Origin of the sequence: Rhodococcus sp. 14C212, assembly GCF_011058195.1 — a bacterium.
In the GTDB taxonomy this organism is placed as follows: Bacteria; Actinomycetota; Actinomycetes; order Mycobacteriales; family Mycobacteriaceae; genus Rhodococcus; species Rhodococcus aetherivorans.
On the sequence record NZ_JAALEH010000035.1, the window covers coordinates 23,044 to 48,976 of the forward strand.

The 25,933-nt window shown below is 71.7% G+C and carries 31 protein-coding genes; 19 read left to right on the forward strand and 12 right to left on the reverse strand.

Features of this window, described 5'->3' with window-relative positions; translation table 11 throughout:
• The first annotated feature begins 21 nt into the window (after window positions 1-21).
• The 6 genes from G6038_RS16505 (at window position 22) to G6038_RS16530 (ending at window position 3,526) form a co-directional block, all read left to right on the forward strand.
• The gene (locus G6038_RS16505; protein WP_165038910.1) at window positions 22-357 is read left to right on the forward strand and encodes a DUF4229 domain-containing protein; all 336 of its coding nucleotides are present in this window, start codon (window positions 22-24) and stop codon (window positions 355-357) included.
• Window positions 354-1,445: a PLP-dependent cysteine synthase family protein gene (locus tag G6038_RS16510; protein ID WP_165038911.1), complete on the forward strand. Its 1,092-nt coding sequence runs from the start codon at window positions 354-356 to the stop codon at window positions 1,443-1,445. Before G6038_RS16505 ends, G6038_RS16510 begins: the two co-directional genes overlap by 4 nt.
• Window positions 1,446-1,505: 60 nt before the next feature.
• Window positions 1,506-2,243, forward strand: a complete 738-nt coding sequence (locus tag G6038_RS16515) for a 1-acyl-sn-glycerol-3-phosphate acyltransferase (RefSeq protein WP_165038912.1) — start codon at window positions 1,506-1,508, stop codon at window positions 2,241-2,243.
• 71 nt (window positions 2,244-2,314) lie between these two features.
• Window positions 2,315-2,530: a hypothetical protein gene (locus G6038_RS16520; protein WP_003937583.1), complete on the forward strand. Its 216-nt coding sequence runs from the start codon at window positions 2,315-2,317 to the stop codon at window positions 2,528-2,530.
• Window positions 2,531-2,536: 6 nt separating this feature from the next.
• Window positions 2,537-3,091 carry a Clp protease N-terminal domain-containing protein gene (locus tag G6038_RS32110; RefSeq protein ID WP_165038913.1) on the forward strand — a complete coding sequence of 185 codons (555 nt, stop codon included), beginning with the start codon at window positions 2,537-2,539 and terminating at the stop codon, window positions 3,089-3,091.
• Window positions 3,092-3,142: 51 nt separating this feature from the next.
• Window positions 3,143-3,526, forward strand: coding sequence for a phage holin family protein (locus tag G6038_RS16530; protein WP_165038914.1), 384 nt, complete (start codon window positions 3,143-3,145; stop codon window positions 3,524-3,526).
• Window positions 3,527-3,545: 19 nt separating this feature from the next.
• On the opposite strand, the gene G6038_RS16535 is transcribed toward G6038_RS16530, so the two are convergent.
• The 6 genes from G6038_RS16535 to G6038_RS16555 form a co-directional block, all read right to left on the reverse strand.
• Complete coding sequence (locus G6038_RS16535; protein ID WP_165038915.1) at window positions 3,546-4,415, reverse strand: 1,4-dihydroxy-2-naphthoate polyprenyltransferase; 870 nt, start codon at window positions 4,413-4,415, stop codon at window positions 3,546-3,548.
• Window positions 4,416-4,500: 85 nt separating this feature from the next.
• Window positions 4,501-5,643, reverse strand: coding sequence for an o-succinylbenzoate--CoA ligase (gene menE, locus G6038_RS16540; RefSeq protein WP_165038916.1), 1,143 nt, complete (start codon window positions 5,641-5,643; stop codon window positions 4,501-4,503).
• Complete coding sequence (locus G6038_RS31395) at window positions 5,640-5,939, reverse strand: DUF3349 domain-containing protein (protein WP_006935891.1); 300 nt, start codon at window positions 5,937-5,939, stop codon at window positions 5,640-5,642. The genes menE and G6038_RS31395 overlap by 4 nt, the downstream gene beginning before the upstream one ends.
• A gap of 12 nt (window positions 5,940-5,951) precedes the next feature.
• On the reverse strand, window positions 5,952-6,290 hold the full coding sequence (locus G6038_RS31400) for a DUF3349 domain-containing protein (protein ID WP_240918537.1): 339 nt from the start codon (window positions 6,288-6,290) through the stop codon (window positions 5,952-5,954).
• Window positions 6,291-6,330: 40 nt separating this feature from the next.
• The gene (locus G6038_RS16550; protein ID WP_006935886.1) at window positions 6,331-6,594 is read right to left on the reverse strand and encodes a hypothetical protein; all 264 of its coding nucleotides are present in this window, start codon (window positions 6,592-6,594) and stop codon (window positions 6,331-6,333) included.
• A complete protein-coding gene (locus tag G6038_RS16555) occupies window positions 6,591-7,805 on the reverse strand; it encodes an inorganic phosphate transporter (RefSeq protein WP_165038917.1) in 1,215 nt (404 codons plus the stop codon). The genes G6038_RS16550 and G6038_RS16555 overlap by 4 nt, the downstream gene beginning before the upstream one ends.
• Before the next feature lie 274 nt (window positions 7,806-8,079).
• Here G6038_RS16555 and G6038_RS16560 point away from each other — a divergent pair, with 274 nt between their 5' ends.
• From G6038_RS16560 to G6038_RS16580, 5 genes are all read left to right on the forward strand, one after another.
• On the forward strand, window positions 8,080-9,498 hold the full coding sequence (locus G6038_RS16560; protein WP_165038918.1) for an ABC transporter substrate-binding protein: 1,419 nt from the start codon (window positions 8,080-8,082) through the stop codon (window positions 9,496-9,498).
• Window positions 9,499-9,583: 85 nt separating this feature from the next.
• On the forward strand, window positions 9,584-11,869 hold the full coding sequence (locus G6038_RS16565; protein WP_165038919.1) for an ABC transporter permease: 2,286 nt from the start codon (window positions 9,584-9,586) through the stop codon (window positions 11,867-11,869).
• Window positions 11,862-12,599: an ABC transporter ATP-binding protein gene (locus G6038_RS16570; protein WP_165038920.1), complete on the forward strand. Its 738-nt coding sequence runs from the start codon at window positions 11,862-11,864 to the stop codon at window positions 12,597-12,599. Before G6038_RS16565 ends, G6038_RS16570 begins: the two co-directional genes overlap by 8 nt.
• Window positions 12,596-13,339 (forward strand): ABC transporter ATP-binding protein, encoded by a 744-nt coding sequence (locus G6038_RS16575; protein ID WP_165038921.1) that lies wholly within the window; start codon window positions 12,596-12,598, stop codon window positions 13,337-13,339. Before G6038_RS16570 ends, G6038_RS16575 begins: the two co-directional genes overlap by 4 nt.
• Window positions 13,340-13,341: 2 nt before the next feature.
• On the forward strand, window positions 13,342-13,698 hold the full coding sequence (locus G6038_RS16580) for a hypothetical protein (RefSeq protein ID WP_165038922.1): 357 nt from the start codon (window positions 13,342-13,344) through the stop codon (window positions 13,696-13,698).
• Between the two features lie 51 nt (window positions 13,699-13,749).
• On the opposite strand, the gene G6038_RS16585 is transcribed toward G6038_RS16580, so the two are convergent.
• The 3 genes from G6038_RS16585 to G6038_RS16595 all read right to left on the reverse strand — a co-directional run bounded on the left by G6038_RS16585 (window position 13,750) and on the right by G6038_RS16595 (window position 15,592).
• Complete coding sequence (locus G6038_RS16585) at window positions 13,750-14,130, reverse strand: VOC family protein (RefSeq protein ID WP_165038923.1); 381 nt, start codon at window positions 14,128-14,130, stop codon at window positions 13,750-13,752.
• A gap of 1 nt (window position 14,131) precedes the next feature.
• Window positions 14,132-14,581 (reverse strand): hypothetical protein, encoded by a 450-nt coding sequence (locus tag G6038_RS16590; protein ID WP_165038945.1) that lies wholly within the window; start codon window positions 14,579-14,581, stop codon window positions 14,132-14,134.
• Between the two features lie 117 nt (window positions 14,582-14,698).
• On the reverse strand, window positions 14,699-15,592 hold the full coding sequence (locus G6038_RS16595) for a 1,4-dihydroxy-2-naphthoyl-CoA synthase (protein WP_165038924.1): 894 nt from the start codon (window positions 15,590-15,592) through the stop codon (window positions 14,699-14,701).
• Between the two features lie 71 nt (window positions 15,593-15,663).
• On the opposite strand from G6038_RS16595, the gene G6038_RS16600 reads away from it, so the two are divergent.
• The 3 genes from G6038_RS16600 (at window position 15,664) to G6038_RS16610 (ending at window position 17,793) form a co-directional block, all read left to right on the forward strand.
• The gene (locus G6038_RS16600) at window positions 15,664-16,302 is read left to right on the forward strand and encodes a PaaI family thioesterase (RefSeq protein WP_165038925.1); all 639 of its coding nucleotides are present in this window, start codon (window positions 15,664-15,666) and stop codon (window positions 16,300-16,302) included.
• Complete coding sequence (locus G6038_RS16605) at window positions 16,299-17,282, forward strand: o-succinylbenzoate synthase (protein WP_165038926.1); 984 nt, start codon at window positions 16,299-16,301, stop codon at window positions 17,280-17,282. The genes G6038_RS16600 and G6038_RS16605 overlap by 4 nt, the downstream gene beginning before the upstream one ends.
• 70 nt (window positions 17,283-17,352) lie before the next feature.
• On the forward strand, window positions 17,353-17,793 hold the full coding sequence (locus G6038_RS16610; RefSeq protein ID WP_165038927.1) for a hypothetical protein: 441 nt from the start codon (window positions 17,353-17,355) through the stop codon (window positions 17,791-17,793).
• Window positions 17,794-17,851: 58 nt separating this feature from the next.
• On the opposite strand, the gene G6038_RS16615 is transcribed toward G6038_RS16610, so the two are convergent.
• Together G6038_RS16615 and G6038_RS16620 are read right to left on the reverse strand one after the other, a co-directional pair.
• On the reverse strand, window positions 17,852-18,700 hold the full coding sequence (locus G6038_RS16615; protein WP_165038928.1) for a siderophore-interacting protein: 849 nt from the start codon (window positions 18,698-18,700) through the stop codon (window positions 17,852-17,854).
• 35 nt (window positions 18,701-18,735) lie between these two features.
• Window positions 18,736-19,323, reverse strand: a complete 588-nt coding sequence (locus tag G6038_RS16620) for a flavin reductase family protein (protein WP_165038929.1) — start codon at window positions 19,321-19,323, stop codon at window positions 18,736-18,738.
• A 104-nt stretch (window positions 19,324-19,427) separates the two neighbouring features.
• On the opposite strand from G6038_RS16620, the gene menD reads away from it, so the two are divergent.
• The 4 genes from menD (at window position 19,428) to G6038_RS16640 (ending at window position 23,449) form a co-directional block, all read left to right on the forward strand.
• The gene (menD, locus tag G6038_RS16625; protein WP_165038930.1) at window positions 19,428-21,047 is read left to right on the forward strand and encodes a 2-succinyl-5-enolpyruvyl-6-hydroxy-3-cyclohexene-1-carboxylic-acid synthase; all 1,620 of its coding nucleotides are present in this window, start codon (window positions 19,428-19,430) and stop codon (window positions 21,045-21,047) included.
• Window positions 21,048-21,054: 7 nt separating this feature from the next.
• Complete coding sequence (locus G6038_RS16630; protein WP_165038931.1) at window positions 21,055-21,468, forward strand: DUF3592 domain-containing protein; 414 nt, start codon at window positions 21,055-21,057, stop codon at window positions 21,466-21,468.
• Between the two features lie 75 nt (window positions 21,469-21,543).
• On the forward strand, window positions 21,544-22,686 hold the full coding sequence (locus G6038_RS16635; protein WP_165038932.1) for a glycosyltransferase family 1 protein: 1,143 nt from the start codon (window positions 21,544-21,546) through the stop codon (window positions 22,684-22,686).
• A gap of 64 nt (window positions 22,687-22,750) precedes the next feature.
• On the forward strand, window positions 22,751-23,449 hold the full coding sequence (locus tag G6038_RS16640) for a demethylmenaquinone methyltransferase (RefSeq protein WP_165038933.1): 699 nt from the start codon (window positions 22,751-22,753) through the stop codon (window positions 23,447-23,449).
• A 22-nt stretch (window positions 23,450-23,471) separates the two neighbouring features.
• Here G6038_RS16640 and G6038_RS16645 read toward each other — a convergent pair whose 3' ends face one another.
• Window positions 23,472-24,743 (reverse strand): geranylgeranyl reductase family protein, encoded by a 1,272-nt coding sequence (locus G6038_RS16645; RefSeq protein ID WP_165038934.1) that lies wholly within the window; start codon window positions 24,741-24,743, stop codon window positions 23,472-23,474.
• Window positions 24,744-24,880: 137 nt separating this feature from the next.
• Between G6038_RS16645 and G6038_RS16650 the strand changes: the two genes are divergently transcribed.
• On the forward strand, window positions 24,881-25,927 hold the full coding sequence (locus G6038_RS16650) for a polyprenyl synthetase family protein (RefSeq protein WP_165038935.1): 1,047 nt from the start codon (window positions 24,881-24,883) through the stop codon (window positions 25,925-25,927).
• Window positions 25,928-25,933: the final 6 nt, after the last annotated feature.

A 25,933-nucleotide genomic window follows, 5' to 3' on the forward strand; every position in this document is an offset into this window, starting at 1 on the left:
CGCGGCGGTTACCCTGGACGGGTGAGTGAAGCATCGCAGAACCGTCCTGACCAGTCCGGCAACGCCGGCACCGGCAAGGGCACCCTGGCCCGGGACGTCGCCCTCTACTCGCTGGCCCGGCTGGCCCTCGTCCTCGTGCTCGCGGTGGTGATCCTCTATGTGCCCCGCCTGTTCGGCGTGGAGATCCCCCTGCTGGTCGCGGCGCTCTTCGCGGTGCTGATCGCGCTGCCGCTCTCGCTCGTCGTGTTCGCGCCGCTGCGCCGCCGGGTGAACGAGAGTATCGCGTCTGTCGATGCGCGCCGGCGCGCCGACCGGGCCGACCTGCAGGCCCGCCTGCGCGGCGAGGATCGTAGGTGAGCGACGGTGTCGTCGATCGCAGCGCCTCGCGGGACTGGGTGGACCGTGCCGTCCAGCTGATCGAGGCCGACGCCCAGCGCAGCGCCGACACGCACCTGCTGCGCTATCCGCTGCCGCCCGCGTGGGGCGTCCAGCTGTATTTGAAGGACGAGTCCACGCACATCACCGGCAGCCTGAAGCACCGGCTCGCACGGTCGCTGTTCCTCTATGCCATCTGCAACGGCTGGGTACGCGAGGACACCCCGATCATCGAGGCGTCGTCCGGTTCGACCGCTGTCAGCGAGGCATACTTCGCGAAGCTGCTCGGTCTCGACTTCGTTGCGGTGATGCCGCGCAACACCAGCCCCGCCAAGGTTGCGCTCATCGAGGCGCAGGGCGGGCGGTGCCACTACATCGACCGGCCTCCGGAGATCTACGCCGAGGCGCGCCGGCTCGCCGTCGAGCTGGGTGGTCACTACATGGATCAGTTCACTCACGCTGAGCGGGCCACCGACTGGCGCGGCAACAACAACATCGCCGAATCGATCTTCACCCAGCTGCAGCTCGAGGAGCATCCGATCCCGGAGTGGATCGTCGTCGGCGCCGGCACCGGCGGCACCAGTGCGACCGTCGGCCGGTATATCCGGTTCCGCCGCCACCGCACCCGGCTGGCCGTCGTCGACCCCGAGAACTCCGCGTTCTACGGCGGGTACGAGACGGGCTCGGTGGACTACACCACCGGCCTGCCGTCGCGGATCGAGGGCATCGGCAGGCCTCGGGTGGAGCCGTCGTTCGTCGGCCAGGTGGTGGACCGGATGATCCGGGTGCCCGACGCCGCGTCGATCGCCGCCATGCGGCACGCGAGCGAGAGCCTGGGCCGCCGCGTCGGGGGCTCGACCGGGACCAACCTGTGGGGTGCGTTCGGCCTGGTCGCCGAGATGATCGCCGACGGCCGGCGCGGCAGCGTCGTCACCCTCCTGTGCGACGGCGGGGAACGCTACGCGGGTACCTACTTCGACGACGGCTGGGTGGCCGGTGAGGGCATGGATCTGGCCGCCCCGACCGCGACGCTCGAGAAGTTCGCGGCCACCGGAAGGTGGGCGGCCTGAGCCTCGCCGGACACTACGAGTCCGTAGCCTACGGTGTCGTAGGTTGAGTATCGTGTGGGCATGGAACGCCCCGTCGTGGCCCTGGACAACTACGAAGCCGTCTACGACTTCTACCTCGAGCACCGGCAGAACCGGCCCGTCGCCCGGGGGGCCTACGCCCTCCTCGCCGCCCGGTACCGCCCCCGGGTGCGCTGCGACGACGGGGTCCGCGATCGCCTCCGCGACCTCATCCGGGGTCGGACGCCGCTGCTGATCGTCGCCAACCACCTCACGCACAGCGATCAGTACGTCCTCGCGGCCACGGCATGGCGTTCCCCGCTGCGCCCGGTGATCGGCAGCACGCGGGTGCTGGCGAAGGACGAGCTGTTCGCCGACGAGTCGCAGCGCCGCAAGGTCGACATGATGGGCGGGATCCCGGTCTTCCGGGCCAAGAACCACGGACTGCGGGCGGTCGCCGACGCCGGGCGCCGGATGATGGACGTCTCGGCCGCGCGGCTGCATCACGGCGACAGCGTCGCGATCTTCCCGGAGGGCACCTGCAACGAGGGTGACCCGACCCGGTTGCAGCCCCTCGGGACCGGCATCGGCCACATCGTCCGCCGCTCGCGCGATCTGGGGGTGCGGCCCGCGCTGGTGTGCGTCGGTATCGGCTACGGACCCGGCAAGGACCCGTCGCGCCCGGCGAGCGTGTTCCTCACCGAGCCGGTCACCGGCCTCGACGGCAAGGTCCGCGACGTCACGCGCCTGGTGCAGGACGAACTGCAGCGTGCGGTGGACGGCGCCGTCGCGCGGTACTGAGCCGGCCGGGCACCGTCCCGACGTGTCAACCTGCCTTGACGTCCCCTTGCTTGTCAACGTAAATTGACGGTATGACCGAGGCCACCACACTCGCCGCCGCCGCCGGAAGCCCCGACCCCGCAGAGGGGCTGCGGGCCGTGCGGGCCCTCCGGCGGTTGCTCGAACGACTCGAGGCGATCCAGGTCGACAACGCCCGCCGGCAGGGCTGGTCGTGGCAGGCGATCGCCGATGCGCTCGAGGTGAGCAGGCAGGCCGTCCACCAGAAGTACAACCGGAAGCGTGGGTGATCCGCCGTGTTCGAACGATTCACTGCCGGCGCACGAGCCGCCGTCGTCACCGCGCAGGCGGAGGCCCGGGAGCTGAACGCTCCCCGCATCGAGCCGGCCCACCTGCTGCTCGGCGTCCTCGTCACCGCGGACGTGACGTTGCGGCACCTGCTCGCCGACGTCGGCCTCACGGCCGGGACCGTGCGCAGCGAACTCGCCCGGGACACCGGGGTGCTCGGCGACGAGGACGCCGCCGCGCTCGGTGCCATCGGCATCGACCTCGATTCCGTCCGGGCCCGGCTCGAGGAGAGCTTCGGCGAGGGCGTCCTCGACCGCGGACCCGGCCGGAACCCGCGGGGGCCCTTCGCCGGCCACCTTCCGTTCGATCCTGCCGCGAAGAAGTCCCTGCAACTCGCCCTGCGGGAAGCCCTCGCGCGCCGCGACCGCGTCATCGGCTGCGAGCACCTCCTGCTCGGGATACTGCGCTCCGACGACTACCGCGCCTGCACGCTCGTCGAGTCCCACGTGTCCCGCAGGGCGCTCCGCGACCGCCTGCGGGACTACCCGGGTCGTGCCGCCTGATCGACCGGATCCCGACCGCATGCCGGGGCCGGAATGTGCGACAGTGGCGGCATGATCAACTTCCTGGTCCGGCTGGTCCTCAACGCCGTCGCCATCTGGCTGGCGGCCCAGTGGGTCTCCGGCATCGACTTCACCGGCTCCGGCACCGGCGCCACCAACGAGATCATCTCCCTGCTGGTGATCGCGCTCGTCTTCACTGTCGTCAACGCCTTCGTCAAGCCGCTCGTGCAGCTGCTGTCGCTGCCGCTGCTCATCCTGACGCTGGGGCTGTTCACCCTCGTCGTGAACGCGCTGATGCTCCTGCTCACCGCGTGGCTGAGCGAGTTCACCGACTACGGCCTGACCGTCGAGGGGTTCTGGACCGCGTTCTGGGGCGCCCTGATCATCTCCCTCGTCAACTGGGCCCTCGGTCTGCTGGTGCCCGACCGGGACTGAGGTCCGGGCGCGGGACGAGTCAGGCCAGGAACAGGGCGGCTGCGGTCGCCACGGCCCACACCAGCATCGCCAGGCCCGAATCCCGCAGGGCGGGGATCAGGCTCAATCCCAGACCGCCGGACCGAACGGGTGCATGGGCGCGCACCGCGAACGGCAACGCCAGCAGACCCGCCAGCGCCCACGGCGTGCGCGCCACCAGTGCCAGCGACGCCGCGAACGGCACGGCCAGCAACATCAGGTGCAGCGTCCGGGTCCGCGGGTCGCCCAGGCGCACCGCGAGCGTGCGTTTGCCCGAGACGGTGTCGGTGGGGATGTCGCGCAGGTTGTTCGCCACCAGCACCGCGCTCGAGAACGAGCCCACCGCCACCGCACACGCCAGCCCGACCTGGTCGGCCCGGCCGGCCTGCACGAACTGCGTGCCCAGCACCGCGACGAGCCCGAAGAACACGAACACGGCGATTTCGCCGAACCCGCTGTAACCGTAGGGGTTGCGGCCGCCCGTGTAGTACCAGGCGCCGGCGATGCACACCGCACCCACCAGGAGCAGCCACCACGCGCTCGTGATCGCCAGGACGATCCCGGCCACCGCGCCCACCCCGAAACACGCGAACGCGGCCCGCTTGACCGCCGCCGGCGCCGCCGCCCCGGATCCCACCAGCCGCACCGGCCCGACACGGTCGTCGTCGGTCCCGCGGATGCCGTCGGAGTAGTCGTTGGCGAGGTTGACGCCGACGATCAGTGCCAGGGCGACCACCAACGCCAGGAGAGCCTTCCACCACACCGCGCCGTCGAGCGCGGCCGCCGCCCCCGTGCCGGCGACGACGGGCGCGATCGCGTTGGGAAGGGTGCGCGGACGGGCGCCTTCGAGCCATTGACCAGCGGTTGCCATGCGTCGATCCTGCCATCGAGCGAATGTGCCATCCCGTCGGGCTGAGGAGATGAGCGATACATTCGCTCGGCCGAAACCGGTCGACCTACGAGAACCGGGCGACCAGGGCCCGCCGGTCCACCTTGCCGGGGCCGCGTAACGGCAGGGCGGGGACGACGTAGAGCGCCCGCGGTGCCGCCGTGACGTCCAGTGACACGCTGGTCCAGGCTCGCAGGTCGTCGAGGGTGGGGGAGGCGCCGCCCTCCGGGACGACGACGGCCGCCACTCGTTGACCGAGACGGGGGTCGGGCAGCCCGATCACGGCGCATTCGCGTACCGCGGGGTGCTCGAGCAGGACGGCCTCGACGACCTGCGGCACGACGGTGAGGCCGCCCGTGGAGATGGCCTCGTCCAGGCGCCCCAGGATGCGGAGGACGCCGTCGGCGAGCGCGCCCGCGTCGTCGGTGCGGAACCAGCCGGGTTCGGCGAACGCCGGATGATCGGGCAGACCGCGATAGCCGCGCGCGAGTGTGGTCCCGCCGAGCCACACCCGCGACTGCGCGTCGACCCGGACCGTGGTCCCGGCCAGTGGGACCCCGTCGTACACGCACCCGCCGCACGTCTCGCTCATCCCGTAGGTGCGGACGACGGTGATCCCGGCGTCCTGCGCACGGCGCAGGAGCGGGGCGGGCGTGGCGGCACCGCCCAGCAGGACCGCGTCCAGTTCGGCGAGGGCCGCGACGGCGTCCGGGTGGTCCAGGGCCTTGATCAGCTGGGTCGGCACCAGCGACGTGTAGCGCCGCCCACCGGGCATGGCGGCGACCGCCGCCGGCAGCCGATCCGGATCGAAGCCCCCGGCGACGTCGATCACCACGGGCCCGGCTCCTGCGAGCAGGCCCCGCAGCAGCACCTGCATTCCGGCGATGTGGTGGGCCGGCAGCGCCAGCAGCCACGAGCCGGGTCCGCCGAGGCGCTCGTGGGTGGCGTCACCGCTGGCCCGCAGCGCTTCGGCGGTCAGCTGGGCGCCCTTCGGGGTGCCCGTGGTGCCCGAGGTGGCGACGACCAGACCGATGCCGTCGTCGACGGGTTCGTCCGGGCGCAGCGCGTCGGTCAGTCTCTGGATTTCCCGGTCGTCGGCGGCCGGCACCGGGAGCAGGGCCGGTCCGTCGCCGTCGAGCATGCGCCGCAGGGCGGGCAGCACCTCCCGCACGGCGTCGCCGGGCGGGACGGGCAGCACCTCGAGATTCATGTGGCGGGGCCGGTGAGCGGCCACCCTCCGGTCTCGAGGTGCCGGCGCACCCGGTCGATATCTTGTTCGAGCGGCATCTCGTTGGTGATCTTCGTGATCAGCACGGCGATGTCCGTCTTCGAGATGGGCAGGTCCCCGTCGTCGACGAGGGTGTGCGCCACCTGGTCGACCTCGTCCTCCGACAACCGCCGGCTGAGCAGCGCGAACAGCGGCACGTAGTCCTGTTCCGGCACGCCCTCCGGGTAGCCGGCACGCAGCCACTCGATGATCGAGGTGAGGAACGGCGGAAGCGTCACGGGGGCACCTCCTCAGTTCGTCCCGTCGTCGCCGGTCACCACGGTCCCGTCCTCGGCGACCACCGGCCAGCCTCCCGCGGCGAGGTGCCCGGCGACCCGTTCGAGGTCCTCCTCCGACGGTTCCTCGTGCAGCACGCCGGCGATGATCTGCTCGAGCGTGTCGTAGTCGACATGACGCTCGGGATGCTCGTGCGCCGTGGCGATCGACATCTCGCACACTTCAGCGATCTCCTCGTCCGTCAGGCGCCGCCGCAGCACGGCGAGCAGCGCGAAGTGATCCTTGGCCGGGATGCCTTCCGGATAGCCGGCGCGCAGCCAGTCGAGGACCGAACGGAGCGAGTACTTGGGCAAGGCGGTTCTTTCGTGGGACGGGCGGCGGGACGGTGGTGGCTCAGAAGACGTCGATGCCGAAGGTGCTCGACAGGAAGTCCGAAGCCAGCAACAGTATCCCCGCGACGATCGCGATCAGCACGACGGCGAAGCAGACGACGGCGCCGGCGATGCCGAGCGGGTTCGGCCGGGCCTGCTCACCGGCGCGTCCCGCGACGAGCGATCGCATGCCCAGCGCGAAGACGGCCGGCAGGCCCGCCCCGAAGAAGAGGCCGACGAGGACGACCTGCCACAGCGAGCTCAGGGTGTTCGTCAACAGGTTCACGGGCGTCCCTCCGTGGGAGTGGTCGGTGCGGCCGGCACGTCCTCGGGCGCCGGGGCCGGGGCCGGGGGCTGGGCCGGAGCCAGCTTGCCGTCCCATTCGGCGGTGACGTTGGAGGCGTCGATCGGCTGCCGACGCGACCGCAGGTACATCAGCATCGACAACGCGCACAGCACCGCGAACACCACGATCACGCCCGGCAGGCCGCCGATCAGATGGGCCAGACCCCAGCACAACGCGCCGACGAGCGCCGCGGACGGCAGCGTGATCAGCCAGGCGACGGCCATGCGGCCGGCGACGCCCCAGCGCACGTTCGCGGAGCGGGTGCCCAGGCCGGACCCCAGGATCGAACCGGTCGCCACGTGGGTGGTCGACAGGGGCAGACCGAAGTGGCTCGAGGTGAGGATGATCGCGGCGGACGACGACTCCGCCGCCATGCCCTGCGGCGGTGCGATCTCCACCAGCCCCTTGCCGAGGGTGCGGATGATGCGCCAGCCACCGAGGTAGGTGCCCAGGGCAATCGCGACGGCGCAGGAGAACTTCACCCAGAACGGCATCTCCGCGTCGGCGGTGAGGCTGCCGTGCGCCACGAGCGCCAGGAAGATCACGCCCATCGTCTTCTGCGCGTCGTTGGTGCCGTGCGCCAGCGACACCAGGGAGGCGGAACCGATCTGCCCGATGCGGAAGCCGTGACCGCGGGTCTCGTCGGGCACCGCGCGGGTGATGCGGTGCACCGACCAGGTGCCGACTGTGGCGACGAGTGCCGCGACCACCGGCGCCAGCAGCGCCGGGATGATCACCTTGCCGATCACTCCGTCCCACACCACGCCGCCGATCCCGAGCGAGGCGAGGGCGGCGCCGATGAGGCCGCCGAAGAGCGCGTGCGACGAGCTCGACGGCAGTCCGAACAGCCACGTCGCGAGATTCCAGAGGATGCCGCCGACGAGACCGGCGAACACGATGAGCAGCAGTGCCTCGCCCCCGGTGCTGTCCAGGTTCACGACGCCCTTGGCGACCGTCGCGGCGACCTCGACGGACAGGAACGCGCCGACGAGGTTGAGTGAGGCGGAGAGGCCGACCGCAACCTTCGGTTTCAGGGCGCCGGTGGCGATCGATGTCGCCATCGCGTTCCCGGTGTCGTGGAAGCCGTTGGTGAAGTCGAATGCGAGGGCAGTGACTACCACAACCAGGAGGACGACGAGCTCTGCGGTCACATCTGCCGATTGTGAGGTAGCCGGTGGGTAAAAGTACAGCGACGAGGAGGTGAACGCGGCCACCCCGGCTCTTCCGGCGGTGGCAGCACGCGTGCGCCGGTTCCCCGCTGTGTGGAGTTTCACTCGGCGATCGGCGTGTGACCGGATTCACGACAGGTCTCACTGAACGGGAATCTCCCGCCCCGCCCTTCCCGGCCCTGGCTAGCTTTCGCCGCAGTACACCGCCCCGGAGCTTCCGCCGGACGGAGCCCCGCGACGAAGGAGACACCGGACCTTGAACAAGCACACACTCGCCAGGACCGTGCTGGCGCTGACGGCGTCCGCGGCGCTGCTCTCGGCCTGTGCCGGCGAACGCGGCGCCGACCCGTCGGGCGGGGCCGGCGCGGCCGGGACCGGGGCCGCCGCGGCCGACACCGTCGCGGTGGACAAGTTCGGCACCCTGGACTCGCCGTGCGGGGAGGGGGACGCCGCGGGCGCCACCGACCAGGGCGTGACCGACACCGAGATCCGCATCGGCTACGGCGACGACCGCGGCTACGCCAAGAGCCCGGGCCTGAACAAGGAGATGTCGGACGCCGTCTCCGCGATGATCGACTGGTGCAACGCCCAGGGCGGCATCAACGGGCGCACGATCGTCGGCACCGACTACGACGCAGCGATGACCCAGGCCAACTCCGTCATGCAGGACGCGTGCCGCTCCGAGTTCATGATGGTCGGTCACGGCTTCGCGATGGACCAGACCGCCGAGCAGACCCGCGTGGCCTGCAACCTCGCGGCGGTGCCCGGCTTCACGGTGTCGCCGGAGGCGGCCAACGGCCCCATGACCTATCAGGGTGTGCCGTTCCCGGTGGACTACGCCAACGGCTCGGCATGGTTCCAGATGGCGCAGCTGCGACCGGACCTGAAGGACAAGTTCGACCTCGTCGGCAGCACGATGCCGACCATCATCACGTCGCTGACCAAGGTGCGCTCGATCGCCGAGGCCGCCGGGTTCGAGCTGAAGAACTGCGGCGTGACCATCAACTACGACGGCGAGGCCAGCTACGTCCCGTTCGCCGAGAAGTTCAAGGAGTGCGGCGTCGAGGGCCTGTGGACCTCCCGGTCGCCGGTGCCCAACGAGCTGAACTTCTTCAAGGCGCTCGACCAGGTGGGCATCGATCCCGTCCTGATGGGTGAGGCGACCTGGTACGGCCAGACCGTCGAGGAGGCGAACGCCGGCGGTCTGCTCGACAACCTGCACGCGGGCATGACCTTCCAGATGCTCGAGAACGCGGACAAGGTGCCGGCGGTGCAGCAGTACCTCGACCTCGTCGGGGAGCAGGGCGGCAAGACCGCGCTGCTCGGCATGCAGGCCACCTCGTCGTTCCTGCTGTGGGCGACCGCGGCGAAGGAGTGCGGCTCCGACCTGACCCGGCAGTGCATGATCGACGAACTGTCGCAGATCCACGAGTGGGACGGCGGCGGACTGCACGCCGTGACCGACCCGGGTGCCAACATGCCGGCCAGCTGCGGTCTGACGGTCACCCTGAAGGGTGAGACGTACACGCAGGCGTTCCCGCAGACGGCCGCCGAGTTCGAGTGCAACGACGCGTACCTCGTCAAGACCGCTCCGGAGACGTGGGGTACCGAACTCGGACCGGACCGGATCGCCACCAAGTTCATGAACCCGAACGTGATCAAGCCGCAGGACTGACCGGCCTGCACCGACCGGCGGGGCGGTGCCCGCGCGGCACTGCCCCGCCTCCCCACGACCGGTTCTCTACCGACAGGGCTTCACCATGGACACATTCGTGACGTTCACGATCCTGGGCCTCGTGCTCGGGTCCGTGTACGCGATCGCGGCCTCCGGGCTCGTTCTGACCTACAACACCTCCGGAATCTTCAACTTCGCGCACGGCGCCCAGGCCATGCTCGGTGCGTTCCTCTACTGGCAGCTCACGGCCGGCTGGGGGCTGCCCGTCCCGCTGGCGCTGCTCGTGGTGCTGTTCCTCGCGGGGCCGCTCATGGGCCTGGCGCTGTACGTCGTGATCATGCGGGGCCTGCGGGACACCGCCGAGGTCACCAAGATCGTCGTGACCGTCTCGGTCATGCTGGGGATGCTGTTCCTGTCCCAGTGGTTCTGGCATCCCGAGAAGCCACGCTCGCTCGGCATGTTCTTCGGCGACGACGCCGGGATCAGCGTGCTCGGCGCTTTCGTCCGCGTCCACGAGATCCTGTGCGTGGTCGCGGCGATCGGGATCGCGGTCGGGCTGCGCATGCTCTTCCAGCGCACCCGGATGGGCGCCACCATGCGCGGCGTCGTCGACGACCCCGACCTGCTGCGGCTCAACGGCCACAACCCCGAACGGATCGCCGCGTTCTCGTGGGCGCTCGGCTCCACCCTCGCCGTCCTCGCCGGGGTGCTGATCACCCCGATCAGTGGCGGCAGCCTCGAGGCGAACATGCTCACCCTGCTCGTCATCGACGCGTTCGCGGCCGCGATGTTCGGCCGGCTCAGCTCGATCCCGCGCACCTTCGTCGGCGCCCTCGTGCTCGGCCTCGCCGGCGCCTACCTGATCGGCTACGCACCCTCGTCCTGGGCCTGGACGTCGAACCTGCGGGTCTCGCTGCCGATGGTGGCGCTGTTCGTGGTGCTGATCGTCCTGCCGCAGGACCGGCTGCGCGGCGCGGCGATGCGCACCCGCGAGCGCTACCACGTACCGAGCGTGCGCAAGGCCGTCGTGTGGGCGGTTGCGCTCGTCGCCGTCGTCTACCTCGTCCGCCTGCTCATGGTGGAATCCGCGATCACCACGTTCACGCTGGGGATGACCTTCGCGATCGTCGCGCTGTCGCTGACCCTGCTCACCGGGTACGCGGGTGAGATGAACCTCGCACCCCTGTCGTTCGGGGCCATCGCCACGATCGTCGTGTTCCACTTCGGGATCACGGGCACCGGTCTCGACCAGCGTCTGACCGTGTGGGGGGTGCTGCTGGCCGTGGCCGTCACCGCACTCGTCGGCGGGCTCGTCGCGCTTCCGGCCCTGCGGCTGCGCGGTCTCTACCTCGCGCTCGCCACCATGGCATTCGGCGTCTTCGTGTCCAACATGGTGCTGCGGGACACCACCGAGCACGAACTGTTCGGTGTGAAGTTCTCGATCTTCACCGGGGGCTCGCTCGTGATCCCGCCGCTGCGGATCGGGCCGCTGGACCTGCAGGACGAGACCACGTTCCTCATGACGGCGACGGTCCTGTTCGCGCTGCTCGGTGTCGGTGTCGTCGCCCTGCGCAACGGCGGCTACGGACGTCGCCTGGCGGCGATGAAGGACAGCCCGGCCGCGTCGGCCATGCTCGGGCAGAACCTGGTGACCCTCAAGCTGAGCGTCTTCATGCTCTCGGCCGCCATCGCCGGTCTCGGCGGCGTCCTCATGTCCAGTGCCACCGGGGCGGTCGCGGGCGAGAACTTCAGCATCATCGTGGGACTCACCCTGCTCATGCTCACCGTGGTGGCCGGCATCGGCTACGTCAGCGGGGCCCTGTTCGGCGGCCTCATGGCCGGCGTCGGGTTCGCGGTCATCATGGTTTCGTTCAACAACCTCGCCAAGACGCAGCCCGAGCTCGAGGGCCTGTACCTGCTGCTCGGCAACATCGCCGCGGTCAGCCCCGCGCTCATCGGCATCGGCGTGGGCCACAACCCGTCGGGCAGCGTGCACCAGGTGGTGGAGGGCTACCGCCGTCTGCTGTCCGCCCGGCCGGTCCTCTACGGCGGCGGCGCCGTGATCGCGGTGCTCTACGTCCTGACCCTGACGGGCGTCCTGGGCAACTGGTGGTTCGCGGCGCTGACCATCACGATCGTGTTCCTGCTCCCGGTGATCGGCGAATGGCTGATGCCCGGTGCGGTCCTGGACCCCGAGGAGCAGGCCCGCCGGCGAACCACCCCGCCGGAACTCGTCGGTCTCGACGAGCCGTACACCGCGGAGGGGTGCTACCGCCTCGACCGCGAACTGGGACTGCCCGCGGCACGGCCCACCCGTCCGGCGGCCGAACCCCCCGCGACCGTCGTGAAGGAGCTGAGCGCGCATGTCTGACATCCTGCTCGAGACCCGGGGCGTCACCGTCCGGTTCGGCGGTCACACCGCCGTCGACGACGTGAGCATCGCCGTCACCGCGGGCACTGTGACCGGGCTGATCGGGCCCAACGGTGCCGGCAAGACCACCCTGTTCAACACCGTCACCGGGCTGCAGAAACCCACCTCCGGGCAGGTGATCCTCGACGGTGTCGACGTCACCCGGGCGGCACCCTACAAACGTGCCCGGCGCGGACTGGCCCGCACCTTCCAGCGGCTCGAGCTGTTCCTGTCGCTGTCGGTGCGCGACAACCTCCGGGTCGCGGGCGACATGCACCGCACCGCGACCCGCGCCCGCCATGACATCGACGCCGAGACCGACCGGCTGCTCGAGCTGACCGGGCTCACGGACGTCGCCGACCGGGACGTCTCCGACATCCCCACCGGCCGCGCCCGCGTCGTCGAGGTCGCGCGGGCGCTGATGACCCGGCCGCGCGTGCTGCTGCTCGACGAACCCGCGTCCGGGCAGACGGAGCGGGAGACCGACGATTTCGCGGACCTGCTGTGCCGGCTCGCGGGCGACGGTCTAGGGATCTGCCTCGTCGAGCACGACCTGCCGCTCGTGATGCGGGTGTGCTCGCGCATCCACGTCCTCGACTACGGCGCCCTCATCGCCTCGGGCAGCCCCGAACAGATCCGCAACGACCCAGCGGTGATCGCCGCGTACATCGGAACCGAGGAGGTCGCATGAACGCACCGGTCACCGATCTCGTCGACGTCCCCGGCGACGAACCGACCCCGCTGCTCGAGCTGGTCGACGTGCGGGCGAGCTACGGACCCATCGAGGTGCTCCACGGGGTGAACCTGGCGCTGCAGCCGGGCTCGGTGGTCGCCCTGCTCGGACCCAACGGCGGCGGCAAGACCACGACGCTACGGGTGTGCTCGGGCGTGCTGCCCGTCGAGCACGGTGAGCTGCGCATCGCCGGCCGCGTCGTCAACGGTGTCGACGCCGCGGCGCTCGCCCGGCTCGGCGTCTGCACCATCCCGGAGGGGCGGGGCATCTTCCCCAACCTCACCGTCCGGGAGAACCTGTGGGTCGCCACCGGAACCGGCGTGTCGCTGAAGGATCTCGAGGCCGTCGCCTACGAGCGATTCCCGATCCTCGGGAAGCGACGGGGCCAGCTCGCGGGCTCGATGTCGGGCGGCGAGCAGCAGATGCTCGCCCTGTCCCGGGCCCTCGGCACCGACCCCACGGTGCTGCTGCTCGACGAACTGTCCATGGGGCTCGCCCCCCGGATCGTCACCGAGATGTACGACATCGTCGGCCGGCTCGTCGAGGACGGGCTGTCGATCCTCGTCGCCGAGCAGTTCGCGCGGGCGGTGCTGCCGATCGCGACGTCGGCCGCGCTGATGCTGCAGGGCCGCGTCGTGCGGGTCGGGGACCCCGCCGACATCGAGAACGAACTTTCGACCAGCTACCTAGGAGGATGACCATGACCGCACTCACCGAGGAGCGGCGCGCCAAGTTCCGGCAGGACGCGGCCGACCTGAAGCTCGACACCGGCGGCGCGAAGGCCGACGGTCCCGCGCGCATCGGCGGGCTCGTACTGATGATCGGCGGTGCCGTCGCGGCGTTCGTCGTCTACTTCGCCTCGCTCACCCAGGCGGACCTGCGCAACATCGCGTCGTATCAGATCCTCGCCACGGCGTTGCTGATCGTCGCGATCCTCGGCGCCGCGCTGTATCTCGCGGGCGCGATCGCGCGAGTGCTGCGACTGTGGCTGCTGCGCCAGCTCTACGACTCGCAGGCCCACACCGAGCAGATCGCGGCCGCGCTGACGGGCCGCTGACGCGGCCGGTGCGTCCTTCGGGCTGTCACCGCAGCCCGAAGGACGCACCGGTCAGCGGGTGTCGCGGCGCAGCGGATGGTCCGGCGGGATCTGCACCAGCACGATCGGGATGCCGTCGGGATCGGCGATCCACAGCTCGTGCAGGCCCCACGGCTCCTGCCGGGCGCCCCGCACGATCGGGACGCCCCTCGTCACCAGCTCGGCCTCCACGTTGTAGACGTCGCGCACCTGCAGCCACAGCGCACCCTCGAAGTGCTGGGGCCTCCCGGTGCTGCCGTGCGCGGCCACCTCGATCAGCGACTGCCCGGCGAAGAACACCGTCCCGCCGGGATATTCGCGGTAGATCGCCAGGCCCAGGACGTCACCGTAGAACCGCAGGGCGGCGTCGTAGTCGGCCGGCCGGAGGATCGTCCGGCTGCCGAGGATCTCCATCTCAGCCCTCCTCGGCCGGGCGCGCCTCGTGCCCCCGTCGCCCGTGGGTGCGGCGCTGTTCCTTCATCTCGGCCTCGAACAGATGCCGACGGCCGCGGACCAGTTCGTCGCGCACCTGTCGCTCGAGCTCGCGGAACTCCGTCCAGTAGCCGTCGTCGAAGTCCTCCACGATCTGGAACGTCCACCGCCCCTCGAGGACGTTGCGGCCGACCATCTCCGTCTGCACCCGGTCGGCGAGTTCGCGGTGACCGGCCTCGGCGAGCTTGTCCACGGCGTCGCCGAGCAGCAGGTCGGCGCGGCCCATCAGCTGGTGGAAGGCGTACAGATTCCCGCGGGCCTGCTCCACCGTTTCGAGCGCTTCGGAGAGTTTGCCGGCCGCCGCCACCGTCTCGTCGGACACGCCGTCGGGCCGGATGTGGTCGGGAAGTGGTTGCTCGCGATCCGTCATGATCAGGAGTGTGCCCGATTCGGGCCGTTTCAATCGGGAGGTTGTGGCGCCGAGGGGGAGGTTGTCGCGGAGGCTACTCGCGCGATGCCGCGACAACCTCCCCCTCGCCGCGAAAAGGCCCTAGTAGTACCAGGGGTAGGGGGACCAGTCCGGGTCCCGCTTCTGCAGGAACGCGTCCCGGCCCTCGACCGCCTCGTCGGTCATGTACGCGAGCCGCGTCGCCTCGCCCGCGAACAGCTGCTGGCCGACGAGCCCGTCGTCGGCGAGGTTGAAGGCGTACTTGAGCATCCGCTGGGCCTGCGGCGACTTGCCGTTGATCTTCGCGGCCCACTCCAGCGCGACGTTCTCGAGCTCGGCGTGGTCGACGACGCGGTTGACCGCACCCATGTGATGCATTTCCTCGGCGGTGTAGGCGTCGCCGAGGAAGAAGATCTCGCGGGCGAACTTCTGGCCCACCATCTTCGCCAGGTACGCGCTGCCGTAGCCGCCGTCGAAGCTGCCCACGTCGGCGTCGGTCTGCTTGAACCGGGCGTGCTCGCGGGAGGCGAGGGTCAGGTCGCACGTGACGTGCAGGCTGTGCCCGCCGCCGGCGGCCCAGCCGTTGACGAGGGCGATCACGACCTTCGGCATGAACCGGATCAGCCGCTGCACCTCGAGGATGTGCAGCCGGCCCGCGCGGGCCTTGTCCACCGTGTCGGCGGTTTCGCCGCTCGCGTACTGGTAGCCGCTGCGCCCGCGGATCCGCTGGTCGCCGCCGGAACAGAAGGCCCAGCCGCCGTCCTTCGGGCTGGGGCCGTTGCCGGTGAGGAGCACCGCGCCGACGTCGGACGTCATGCGGGCGTGGTCCAGCGCGCGGTACAACTCGTCGACGGTGTGCGGACGGAACGCGTTGCGCACCTCCGGCCGGTCGAACGCCACGCGGACGGTGCCCTGCGTGACGTGCCGGTGGTAGGTGATGTCGGTGAGGTTCTCGAACCCGGGTACGGGTCGCCACAGCTCAGGATTGAAAGTCACCCGTCGACCATAGAACTCCGGTCGCGGGCCTCTGCGCCGACGCGACGGTCGTCAGGCGATACCGTGCAGCTATGAGCGAGCAGACGGACCGTACGGTCGACGCCGACTACGAACATCACGGCGGGTTTCCGGTGTACACGCCGGTGAAGGCGGGACCGAACTACGGTCGCTTCGTCGAGGCGCTGCGGAGGCTGCAGGATCTCGCCGTGTCCACCCACATCCCCGACGACGTCGTCGACCGGGCCATCGAGCAGGCCGAGGCCCTCGGGGACCTGCTCGAGCCGCACGTCGTGCCCGAGGGCAGGTCGCCGGCCGGATTCAACGTCGACCTGCCCGGTCGCGGCAGCCTGCTGATGCCGCCGTGGACGATCGAGAAGTTCGACGCCGAGTCGGTTCGCTCGCGCGGCATGTTCCGGATCTACCACCGCGGCGGCAACAGCGCGGCGCACGGTGGCACCCTGCCACTGCTGTTCGACGACCTGTTCGGCATGGTGGTCCACGCGGCCGGCCATCCCATCGCCCGCACCGGCTACCTGCATGTGAACTACCGCAAGATCACCCCGCTCGAGACCGAGCTCGTCGTGGAGGGGCGGGTCGACCGGGTCGAGGGGCGCAAGCTCTTCTGCTCGGCCGAGCTGCGCGATCTCGACGGCACGCTGCTCGCCGACTGCGAGGCCCTGATGATCCAGCTGCTGCCCGGCCAGCCGTGACCGCCGCGGCCCTGCCGGCCGTCGACGAGATCCTCGACGCGGCCGTCGTGGTGTCGCTGCCCATGCGGGTGCGGTTCCGTGGCATCACCGAACGTGAACTCGTGCTCGTGCGAGGTCCCGCCGGATGGGGAGAATTCGGGCCGTTCCCCGAGTACGTCGACGACGAGGCGGCGCACTGGCTGCGTTCGGCCCTCGAATCCGCCTGGTTCGGGCATCCGGCGCCGCGCCGGGACACCGTGCCCGTCAACGCCACCGTTCCGGCCGTCGGCCCCGGCGACGTGCCGGCCGTCCTCGCCCGGTTCCCGGGGGCCCGCACCGCCAAGGTCAAGGTTGCCGAACCCGGTCAGGACCTGGCGCAGGACGTCGCGCGGGTGCGGGCGGTGCGCGAGCTCGTCCCCCACGTGCGGATCGACGCGAACGGCGGGTGGAGCGCCGACGAGGCGGTCGCCGCGCTGAGGGCCCTCGTCGCCGACGGCCCGCTCGAGTACGCCGAGCAGCCCTGCGCGACGGTGCCCGAACTGGTCGAGGTGCGTCGCCGGATGCCCGACGTGCCGGTGGCGGCGGACGAGAGCATCCGGCGCGCCGAGGATCCCCTGCGGGTGGTGCGGGCCGGCGGCGCCGACGTGGCGGTGGTCAAGGTGGCCCCGCTCGGCGGGGTGCGACGGCTGCTGGCGCTGGCCGACGAGCTGGCCGGCCACGGCGTGCCGGTGGTGGTGTCGAGCGCGCTCGACTCGGCCGTGGGCATGGGTGCCGGACTGGCCGCGGCGGCCGCGCTGCCCGAGCTGCCGTATGCGTGCGGACTGGGCACGGGCGGGTTCTTCACCGTCGACGTGGCGGCGCCGCGCACGATGGCCGACGGGGCGCTCCCGGTGGGGGAGGTGACGCCGGATCCGGCCCTCCTCGCGGCCGTGCGGGCCGACCCGGAACGGGCGCGCTGGTGGTTCGACCGGGTGCGGCGCTGCCGCGCCGCGCTCGACTAGGTGCGGCTCGGGTAGTCGTATATCGTTCCGGGCGTTCGTACTCACGAGTCACATTACGGAGGCAGTGGAAGTGGTTGCAGCTCTGGATGATGCCCTGCTCGGCGCCGACAAGGTCCCGGCGGTCGTCGCCGACGTCGAGGCGCTGATCGACGCCGAGGTGTCGGACAAGAAGGGCGCGTCGGGTCTCGCGCTCAAGGCCGGCTACGCGGCGGTGACGAAGCTCGGCCCGTCGATCGTGCCCAGCGCCGTCGAGGGGCTGCTGCCGGAGTTCGTCACCAAGATCCAGCCGTTCTGGCAGGACTACGCGGGCAACGGTGCGTTCGCCGACTACCTCACCGCCCGCGGTGAGACGGTGGCGGACGCGCTGCTCGGCGTGACGGACGCGCGCATCGAGGCCTCGTCGCGCACGGCGATCAAGAAGGTCTACGAGAAGCTGCGTCCGTCGGCGCAGAAGCACGTCGTCGAGGCCCTGCCGCGCGTGGGCGCGCTGGTGCAGAAACACGCCGGCTGAGGCACCTGAGGCACCCGGTGTCTTTCCGGACCGGTCGCGGTCCGGAAAGACACCACCCTCAATAGCTGGCGGCGCCGAACTTCCAGTAGCCGGTGAACGTCACGGCGGACTTGGCGAGGCCCCGCTCCCGCACCAGGTGCCGGCGCATCGACGTCACGAGTCCCGATTCGCCCGCCAGGAACGCGTATCCCGGCCCGTCGGGCAGCGCGGCGGCCCGCACGGCCTCGAGCACGTGCGGCCCGGGCGGCGCGTGCCGCCCGGGCCGCACCACCGTGTGCAGCCGGACGCCCGGACCGGGGACGATCTCCTGGGCGGCGACGTCGCCGGCATCGTCCACCTCCACGAACACCTCGGTGGGCCCCGCGTGGTGCCGCCCGGCGGACGACGCGAGGATCCCCGCGATCGCGGGCAGCGCGCTCTCGTCGGCTACGAGGACCTGCCAGCGCGCCTCGGCGGGGCGGTGGTACATGATGCCCTCGTCCAGCAGCGCCAGTTCGACACCCGGCCGTGCGGTGCGCGCCCACCGCGATGCCGGTCCCGTGTCGCCGTGGGTGGCGAAGTCGATGTCCAGTTCGGCCGTGTCGCCGTACTGGCCCGTTCCCGCCTCCCGGTAGCGACGGATCGTGTAGTTGCGCAGGATCGGCTGGACGGCCTCGGGCATGGCCCGCATCGCGGGCCACCACTGCGGGCTCGCCGTGGCCGGCAGGGTCAGCGACCGTTGGCCCGGGGCCGGGAAGAACATCCGGAACCACTGGTCGAACCCCATCGGTGCGATCCGCCCGACGTTCGCGCCGCCCACGGTGACCCGCACGAAGCTCGGCCCGATTCGTTCGGTGGCGAGCACCCGTCCGGTGACGATCTCGCGACTCGCCGGGGCGATGCGGGTGGTCTTGGTGCGCACGGCCATACGAACCTCCGTTGGAATTAGCGGAGGCTAACCTATCACTCGGGGCGGTCGAGGTGGCGCACCTCGGGGGTGAGACCCCATTCGTTGCGACCCAGCCGGCTCGCCGGCGCCAGGGCCGCGAAGTCCGGCATCCCGTCCTCGGCCAGCACGTCGGTCCGGACCGACACGGCCACCACGTCGCCCATCACCACGAAGCAGTCCCCGACCTCGATCACCCGGTGCAGGGTGCACTCGATCGCCGCCGGCGCTTCCGCGACCCGAGGCGGATGCACCCGCTCGCTGCGCTCGGGCCGCAGGTCCACAGCCGCGAATTCGTCCACGTCGTGCGCGAAGCCCGCCGACGTCGCGTTGACCCGTTCCATCAGCGGCACGGTCGCGACGTTGATCACGAACTCGCCGGTCTCCTCGATGTTGCGGAGGCTGTCCTTGCGCCCGACCGAGGTGAACTGCACCACCGGCGGCGCGACCGCGGCGACGGTGAAGAAGCTGTACGGCGCGACGTTGGGAACTCCGTCCGCCGACACGGTGGACACCCATGCGATCGGCCGCGGCACGATCGTGGCGGTCATCAGTCGGTAGAAGCGGCCGGTGCCCAGCTCGGTGGGATCGAAGACGGTGCGCATCGCCCCATTCTTGCTGTGACCCTCGTCCCGCGCCGCCGGGGGATCGGGGGCGTGCCGCCCGGGGCATCGGGGGCGTGCCGCCCGCCCGCACTACTCTGGGTGCCGTGAACCCGTCCACCGCCCAGGCCACCGCCGTCGTCGACGAACTCGCCCGAGGCGGCGTCCGCGACGTCGTGCTGTGCCCCGGTTCGCGCAACGCGCCGCTCGCCTTCGCGCTGCAGGCCGCCGACAATGCGGGCCGGCTGCGGCTGCACATGCGCATCGACGAACGCACCGCCGGCTTCCTCGCGATCGGGCTGTCCGTCGCCTCCGGCCGGCCGGTGCCCGTCGTGATGACCTCCGGCACCGCCGTCGCCAATCTTGCGCCGGCCGTGCTCGAAGCCAACTACGCTCGGGTGCCGCTCGTGGTGCTCAGCGCCAACCGCCCCTACGAGCTCCTCGGCACCGGCGCCAACCAGACCGTCGAACAGCTCGGCATGTTCGGCACCCAGGTCCGCGCCACCATCAGCCTCGGCCTGGCCGAAGGGATCGAGCAGAACAGCGAGTGGCGCTCCGCGGTCAGCCGCGTCCTCGCCGCGGCCCGCGGCACCCGCTCCGGCAACGCCGGGCCCGTCCACTTCGACATCCCGCTGCGCGAGCCGCTCGTCCCGGACGTCCACCCCCAGGGCCCGGTCCCCGAAGGCCGCCCCGACGGCAGCGCCTGGACCACCACCGTGCACGCCACCCTCGACGTGCCGATGGAACTCGACATCACCGCCGACACGGTGGTGATCTCCGGCCACGGCTCCGCCTACCGGCCCGAGCTGTCGGAACTGCCCACCGTGGCCGAACCCACCGCGCCGCTCCACGGTGTCCCCCTGCACCCGATGGCGCTGCCCCAGCTGAAGCCGCGGCAGGCGATCATCACCGGCCGGCCCACCCTGCACCGGCCGGTGTCCAAGCTGCTCGCCGACCCGTCGGTGGCCGTGTACGCGCTCACCACCGGACCCCGCTGGCCCGACGTGTCCGGCAATGTCCTCGCCACCGGCACGCGCGCCGTCGTCACCGGCCGCCCCGACCCGGCCTGGCTGGACCGCTGCCGGAACCTGTCCGCTCACACCGACAAGGCGGTGCGCGCCCAGCTCGACGTCCACCCGAAGCCGACCGGACTGCACGTCGCGGCGGCGGTCACCGACGCGCTGCGCGACGGGGACCAGCTGCTGCTCGGCGCCTCCAACCCGGTGCGCGACGCGGCGCTGGTGAGCTACCCCCGCGACGGGGTGAAGGTGCTCTCCAACCGCGGCGTCGCCGGCATCGACGGCACCGTGTCGACCGCCGTCGGCGCCGCCCTGGCCTACCAACAGGGCCGCACCGTCGCCCTGATGGGCGACCTGACATTCCTGCACGACGCGTCCGGCCTGCTGATCGGCACCGCCGAACCACGCCCGGAGAATCTGACCGTGGTCGTCGCCAACGACGACGGCGGCGGCATCTTCGAGCTGCTCGAGCAGGGCGACCCGCAGTACGCCGGCGTGTTCGAGCGCGTGTTCGGCACGCCGCACGGCATGGATCTCGCCGCGCTGTGCGCCGCGTACCGGGTGCCGCACGAGCGGGTGGACCTGTCCGCGCTCACCGCCGCGCTGGCCGACCGGACCGCGCCCGCCGGCGGCATCCGGGTGCTCGAAGTGATCACCGACCGCTCCGGCCTGCGGGAACTGCACGCAGCCGTGCGTGCCCAGCTGTGACGGACGCATGAGCGGGATCGACAAGGCACGTCGTGCGGTGTTCGCCGTGGCCGTCGGCATCTCGGTGCTCACCGCGATCCTGGTGCTCGGCGCGTGGCGCAACGATCACCTCATCGGCTCCGATATGGGCACCGCCACCGCCGAGGTGCTCTCCGCCGGCTCGCTGCGCTCGGCGATCAGCTTCGTCACCCCCGACGGTGTCACCCACAACCCCGAACTCGGCGTGCTGTACCCCACGGGTCTGACCGCGGGCCAGCGGATCGCCGTCGAATACTCCCGCAGCGACCCGGATCTCGTGCGGGTCACCGGCCGTGACGTGCGCGTCGCGCTCGTACCCGCTGCCTCGGTGATCGTGGTGACCTGGCTGATCGCGACCCCCGTGCTGAACCGGCTCCGCCGGCGCAGCGCCGCCGCGGCCTAGAGGATTCGCCGGAACTTCGCCCGGCGGACACCTCGGCCACCCCCCACCGACCGGCCGCGCCGCGATGCTGGGCCGGTGCGAGTAGCCATCGTCGCGGAATCCTTCCTCCCGAACGTCAACGGCGTCACCAACTCGGTGTTGCGCGTGCTCGAGCACCTCGACCGCCACGGCCACGAGGCCCTGGTCGTCGCTCCCGACACCGTCGCCGGACAGCCCCCGGCCCCCGCCCACCACGACGGGATCCCCGTGCACCGCGTCCCGGCGGTGCACGTCCCGAGGGTCAGCTCCCTGCCCGTGGGCCTGCCGCAGCCGGCGCTCACCGGCATCCTGCGCGGCTTCGCCCCCGATGTCGTGCATCTGGCGTCGCCGTTCCTGCTCGGCGCCGGCGGCCTCGGCGCCGCTCGCCGGCTCGACCTGCCCACCGTCGCGGTCTACCAGACCGACGTCGCCGGATTCGCGTCCAGCTACGGGCTCGGGCTCGCGGCCCGCGCCGCCTGGCAGTGGACGCGCAGGATCCACCGCGCGTGCGACCGCACCCTCGCACCCTCGACGGCGGCCGCCGCGGACCTCGCCGCACACGGCGTCCCGCGGGTGCACCGCTGGGCGCGGGGCGTCGACACCGCGCGTTTCACCCCGGCCCGGCGCAGCGCCGCCCTGCGCCGGGCATGGTCGCCCGACGGCCGGCTCGTGGTGGGCTTCGTGGGGCGGCTCGCCCCGGAGAAGCACGTCGAACGACTCGCAGGCCTGGCAGCCGACCCCCGCTACCGGCTCGTCGTCGTCGGCGACGGCCCCGAGCGCACCCGTCTCGAACCGCTCCTGCCCGGGGCAGTGTTCACCGGCCATCTCGGCGGCGACGCGCTGGCCGACGCCTACGCGAGCCTCGACGTGTTCGTCCACCCGGGCGAGCACGAGACGTTCTGCCAGGCCGTGCAGGAGGCGCTCGCCAGCGGCGTCCCGGTGATCGCGCCCGACGCGGGCGGCCCGCGCGATCTCGTCGCCCACTGCCGCAACGGGTACCGGCTGCCGGTCGAGGGCTTCGCCGAGCTGCTGCCGGGCGCGGTGGGCGCGCTCGCCGACCCGATGCTGCGGGACCGGTTCGGCGCGGCCGCGCGACGCAGTGTCCTCGGTCGCACCTGGCCCGCGGTGTGCCACGAACTGCTCGGGCACTACGAACAGGTCTGCGCGGTCCGGCCGGGCACGCTGCGGCGCAGCGCGTAGCGGTAACGTCGGCACAGCGCGTAGCGGTAACGTCGGCACAGCGCGTAGCGGTAACGTTTCGGCCGTGGCAACTACTCACGGGTCGCGGGCCTCGCTCGCGAAGGATCCGCGCGAGGTCGCGTCGATGTTCGACGGCGTCGCCCAGCGATATGACATCACCAACACCGTGCTGTCCTTCGGGCAGGACCGCAGCTGGCGGCGCGCCACCCGGGCGGCACTGGACCTGCAACCGGGGGAGCGGGTCCTCGATCTCGCCGCCGGCACCGGGGTGTCGACGGTGGAGCTCGGCCGGTCCGGCGCCTGGGTGGTGGCCACCGACTTCTCCAAGGGCATGTTGCAGGCCGGCGCGTTCCGGCAGGTGCCGATGGTCGCGGGGGACGCGATGCGCCTGCCCTTCGCCGACGCGGTGTTCGACGCCGCCACCATCTCGTTCGGCCTGCGCAACGTCTCCGACTTCGACGCCGGACTGCGGGAGATCGCGCGGGTGACCAAGCCTGGAGGCCGCCTCGTGGTGTGCGAGTTCGGCACACCCGTCTCGGCCCCGCTGCGCGTGCTCTACCTCGAATACCTGATGCGGGCACTGCCCCGGGTCGCGCGGACCGTCAGCAGCAACCCCGACGCCTACGTCTACCTCGCCGAGTCGATCCGCGCGTGGCCCACGCAGCCCGAGCTCGCCGAGCGGATCCAGGCCGCCGGCTGGCGGTCGGTGCAATGGCGCAACCTCACCGGCGGGATCGTGGCCCTGCACCGGGCGATGCGCTGACCGGACCGGTCGGCCGGCGGGGTCAGGCGAAGAGCGGCCGACGGTCCCACCGCAGCGACGCGCCGCCGCCGGCCCGCCACGCGCGCGCGACGAGATCCTCGTCGCGCTCGGTGACGAGGTTGCCCATGACCCGGACGGCCACCGTCATCAGCGCCGTCGAGCTCATCCCGACGGGCCCGGTGGCCGGCAGGAACCGTGGCAGCGTCAGCAGGCCGGCCAGCCGCCGGGCCGCGGAGAACGCCCGGCCGTAGCGTTCGCGCAGCAGAGCCGGCCACAGGTGCGTGAGGTCGTCCGCGCCGAGAGCGCCGGCGACGAGCCGCCCGCCCTCGAGGCCGTAATCGATGCCCTCACCGTTGAGCGGGTTCACGCACGCCGCGGCATCGCCGATCAGGGCCCAGTTCCGGCCCGCCACCCCGGACACCGCTCCTCCCATCGGCAGCAGCGCCGACGCCACGCGGGTGGTCTCGCCGAGGCCCCACTCGCGGCGGCGCCGCGACGCGTACAGCTCGATCAGCGGCCGCAGCGATCCGGCGGCCGGTCGCTTCGCGGTGGCGAGGGTGCCCACGCCGATGTTGACCTCACCGGTACCCAGGGGGAACACCCAGCCGTAGCCCGGATGCAGCGCGCCGGCGTCGTCGCGTAGCTCCAGGTGCGACGTGATCCACGGGTCGTCGCTGCGGGGGGAGGTGGCGTAGGCGCGGGCCGCGACCCCGTATGCCGTGTCGCGGTGCCACTGCCGGCCGAGCAGCTTGCCCAGCGGGGACCGGACCCCGTCCGCCACGACGAGCCGTTCGCACGCGACGGTGCGCCGACCGCCCGCGATCGCGAAGGTCACACCGGTCACCCGCGCCCCGTCGCGCTCGACGGCGACGGCCTTGGCGCCCTCGGCCATACCGGCGCCCGACTCGACGGCGGTTCGGCGGATCCGGTCGTCGAGTTCGGTGCGCGGCACGGCGCTGCCCTGCGCCGGGAAGGAGCCCGACGGCCACGGCAGCTCGAGGCTGCGGCCGAAACCCTCGAGCCGCAGGCCGCGGTTGAGGGTGCGCGTGCGCACCCAGTCACCCAGGCCGAGCCGGTCGAGTTCGGCCACCGCCCGCGGCGTCAGTCCGTCGCCGCACGTCTTGTCCCGGGGGAAGGTCGCGGCGTCGACGAGCAGCACGTCGCGCCCGGCGCGGGCCGCCCAGGCGGCGGCTGCCGACCCTGCGGGACCTGCGCCGACGACGAGCACGTCGGTACGGTCGGGGATCTCGGGAAGGTTGTGCCGCGGTTCGGACGCAGCGTGTTGTGCCACCACGGCTCCATCTTTCCAGGCACGGCTTCGGTGCCTCGGGGAGGTAGCCGACCGGCGGAGCGGCTAGGTTCACTACCGTGGAGCCGATTCGACAGCGGACAGCAACAGCCGGGTCGACAGAACAGGATGGGTATCTCATCGTGAGCACTGAAGGGGCGGCGCAGTCCGCCGGTCCGTCCGGCGCGACGTCGGACACGGTGGTGGCCGGGGTGGACCTCGGCGATCCGGTCCTGGCGGCCGCCGTCCGGGACGGTCTCGCCCGGGTCGAGGAGCTGCTGATCTCCGAGCTGTCCGACGGCGAGGACTTCCTGACCGAGGTCGCGCTGCATCTCGCCAAGGCCGGCGGCAAGCGGTTCCGTCCGCTGTTCACCCTCCTCACCGCCCAGCTCGGTCCGGAGCCGAACGATGCGGCGGTCGTCACGGCGGCGACCGCGGTCGAACTGGTGCACCTGGCCACGCTGTACCACGACGACGTGATGGACGAGGCCACCATGCGCCGGGGGGCGCCCAGCGCCAACGCGCGGTGGAGCAACAGCGTCGCCATCCTCGCCGGGGACTTCCTGTTCGCCCACGCGTCGCGGCTGGTGTCGACCCTCGGTCCCGATGCCGTGCGGACGATCGCCGAGACGTTCGCCGAACTCGTGACCGGGCAGATGCGCGAGACCATCGGCACCGGGAAGGACCGGGACCCGGTCGAGCACTACCTGAAGGTGGTGTGGGAGAAGACCGGCTCGCTGATCGCGACGAGCGGGCGGTTCGGCGGGACGTTCTCCGGCGCGGATCCGGACCAGATCGCGCAACTGGAACGGCTCGGCGACGCCGTCGGCACCGCGTTCCAGATCGCCGACGACATCATCGACATCTCGTCGGCCTCGGTGGAGTCCGGCAAGACGCCGGGGACGGACCTGCGCGAGGGGGTCCACACCCTGCCGGTGCTCTACGCCTTCCGCGAGTCCGGACCCGAGGCCGACCGGCTGCGGGAACTGCTGGCCGGGCCGGTGGAGGACGAGGCCGTCGTCGCCGAGGCCCTGATGCTGCTGGCACGGTCGCCGGGGATGGCCGCCGCGAAACGGACGCTGGGCGAGTACGCGGACAAGGCCCGCGCGGAGCTGGCGTCGCTGCCGCCGGGACCGGCGAACGAGGCCCTGCGCCGGCTCGTCGACTACACGATCGCGCGCGTGGGGTAGACCCGG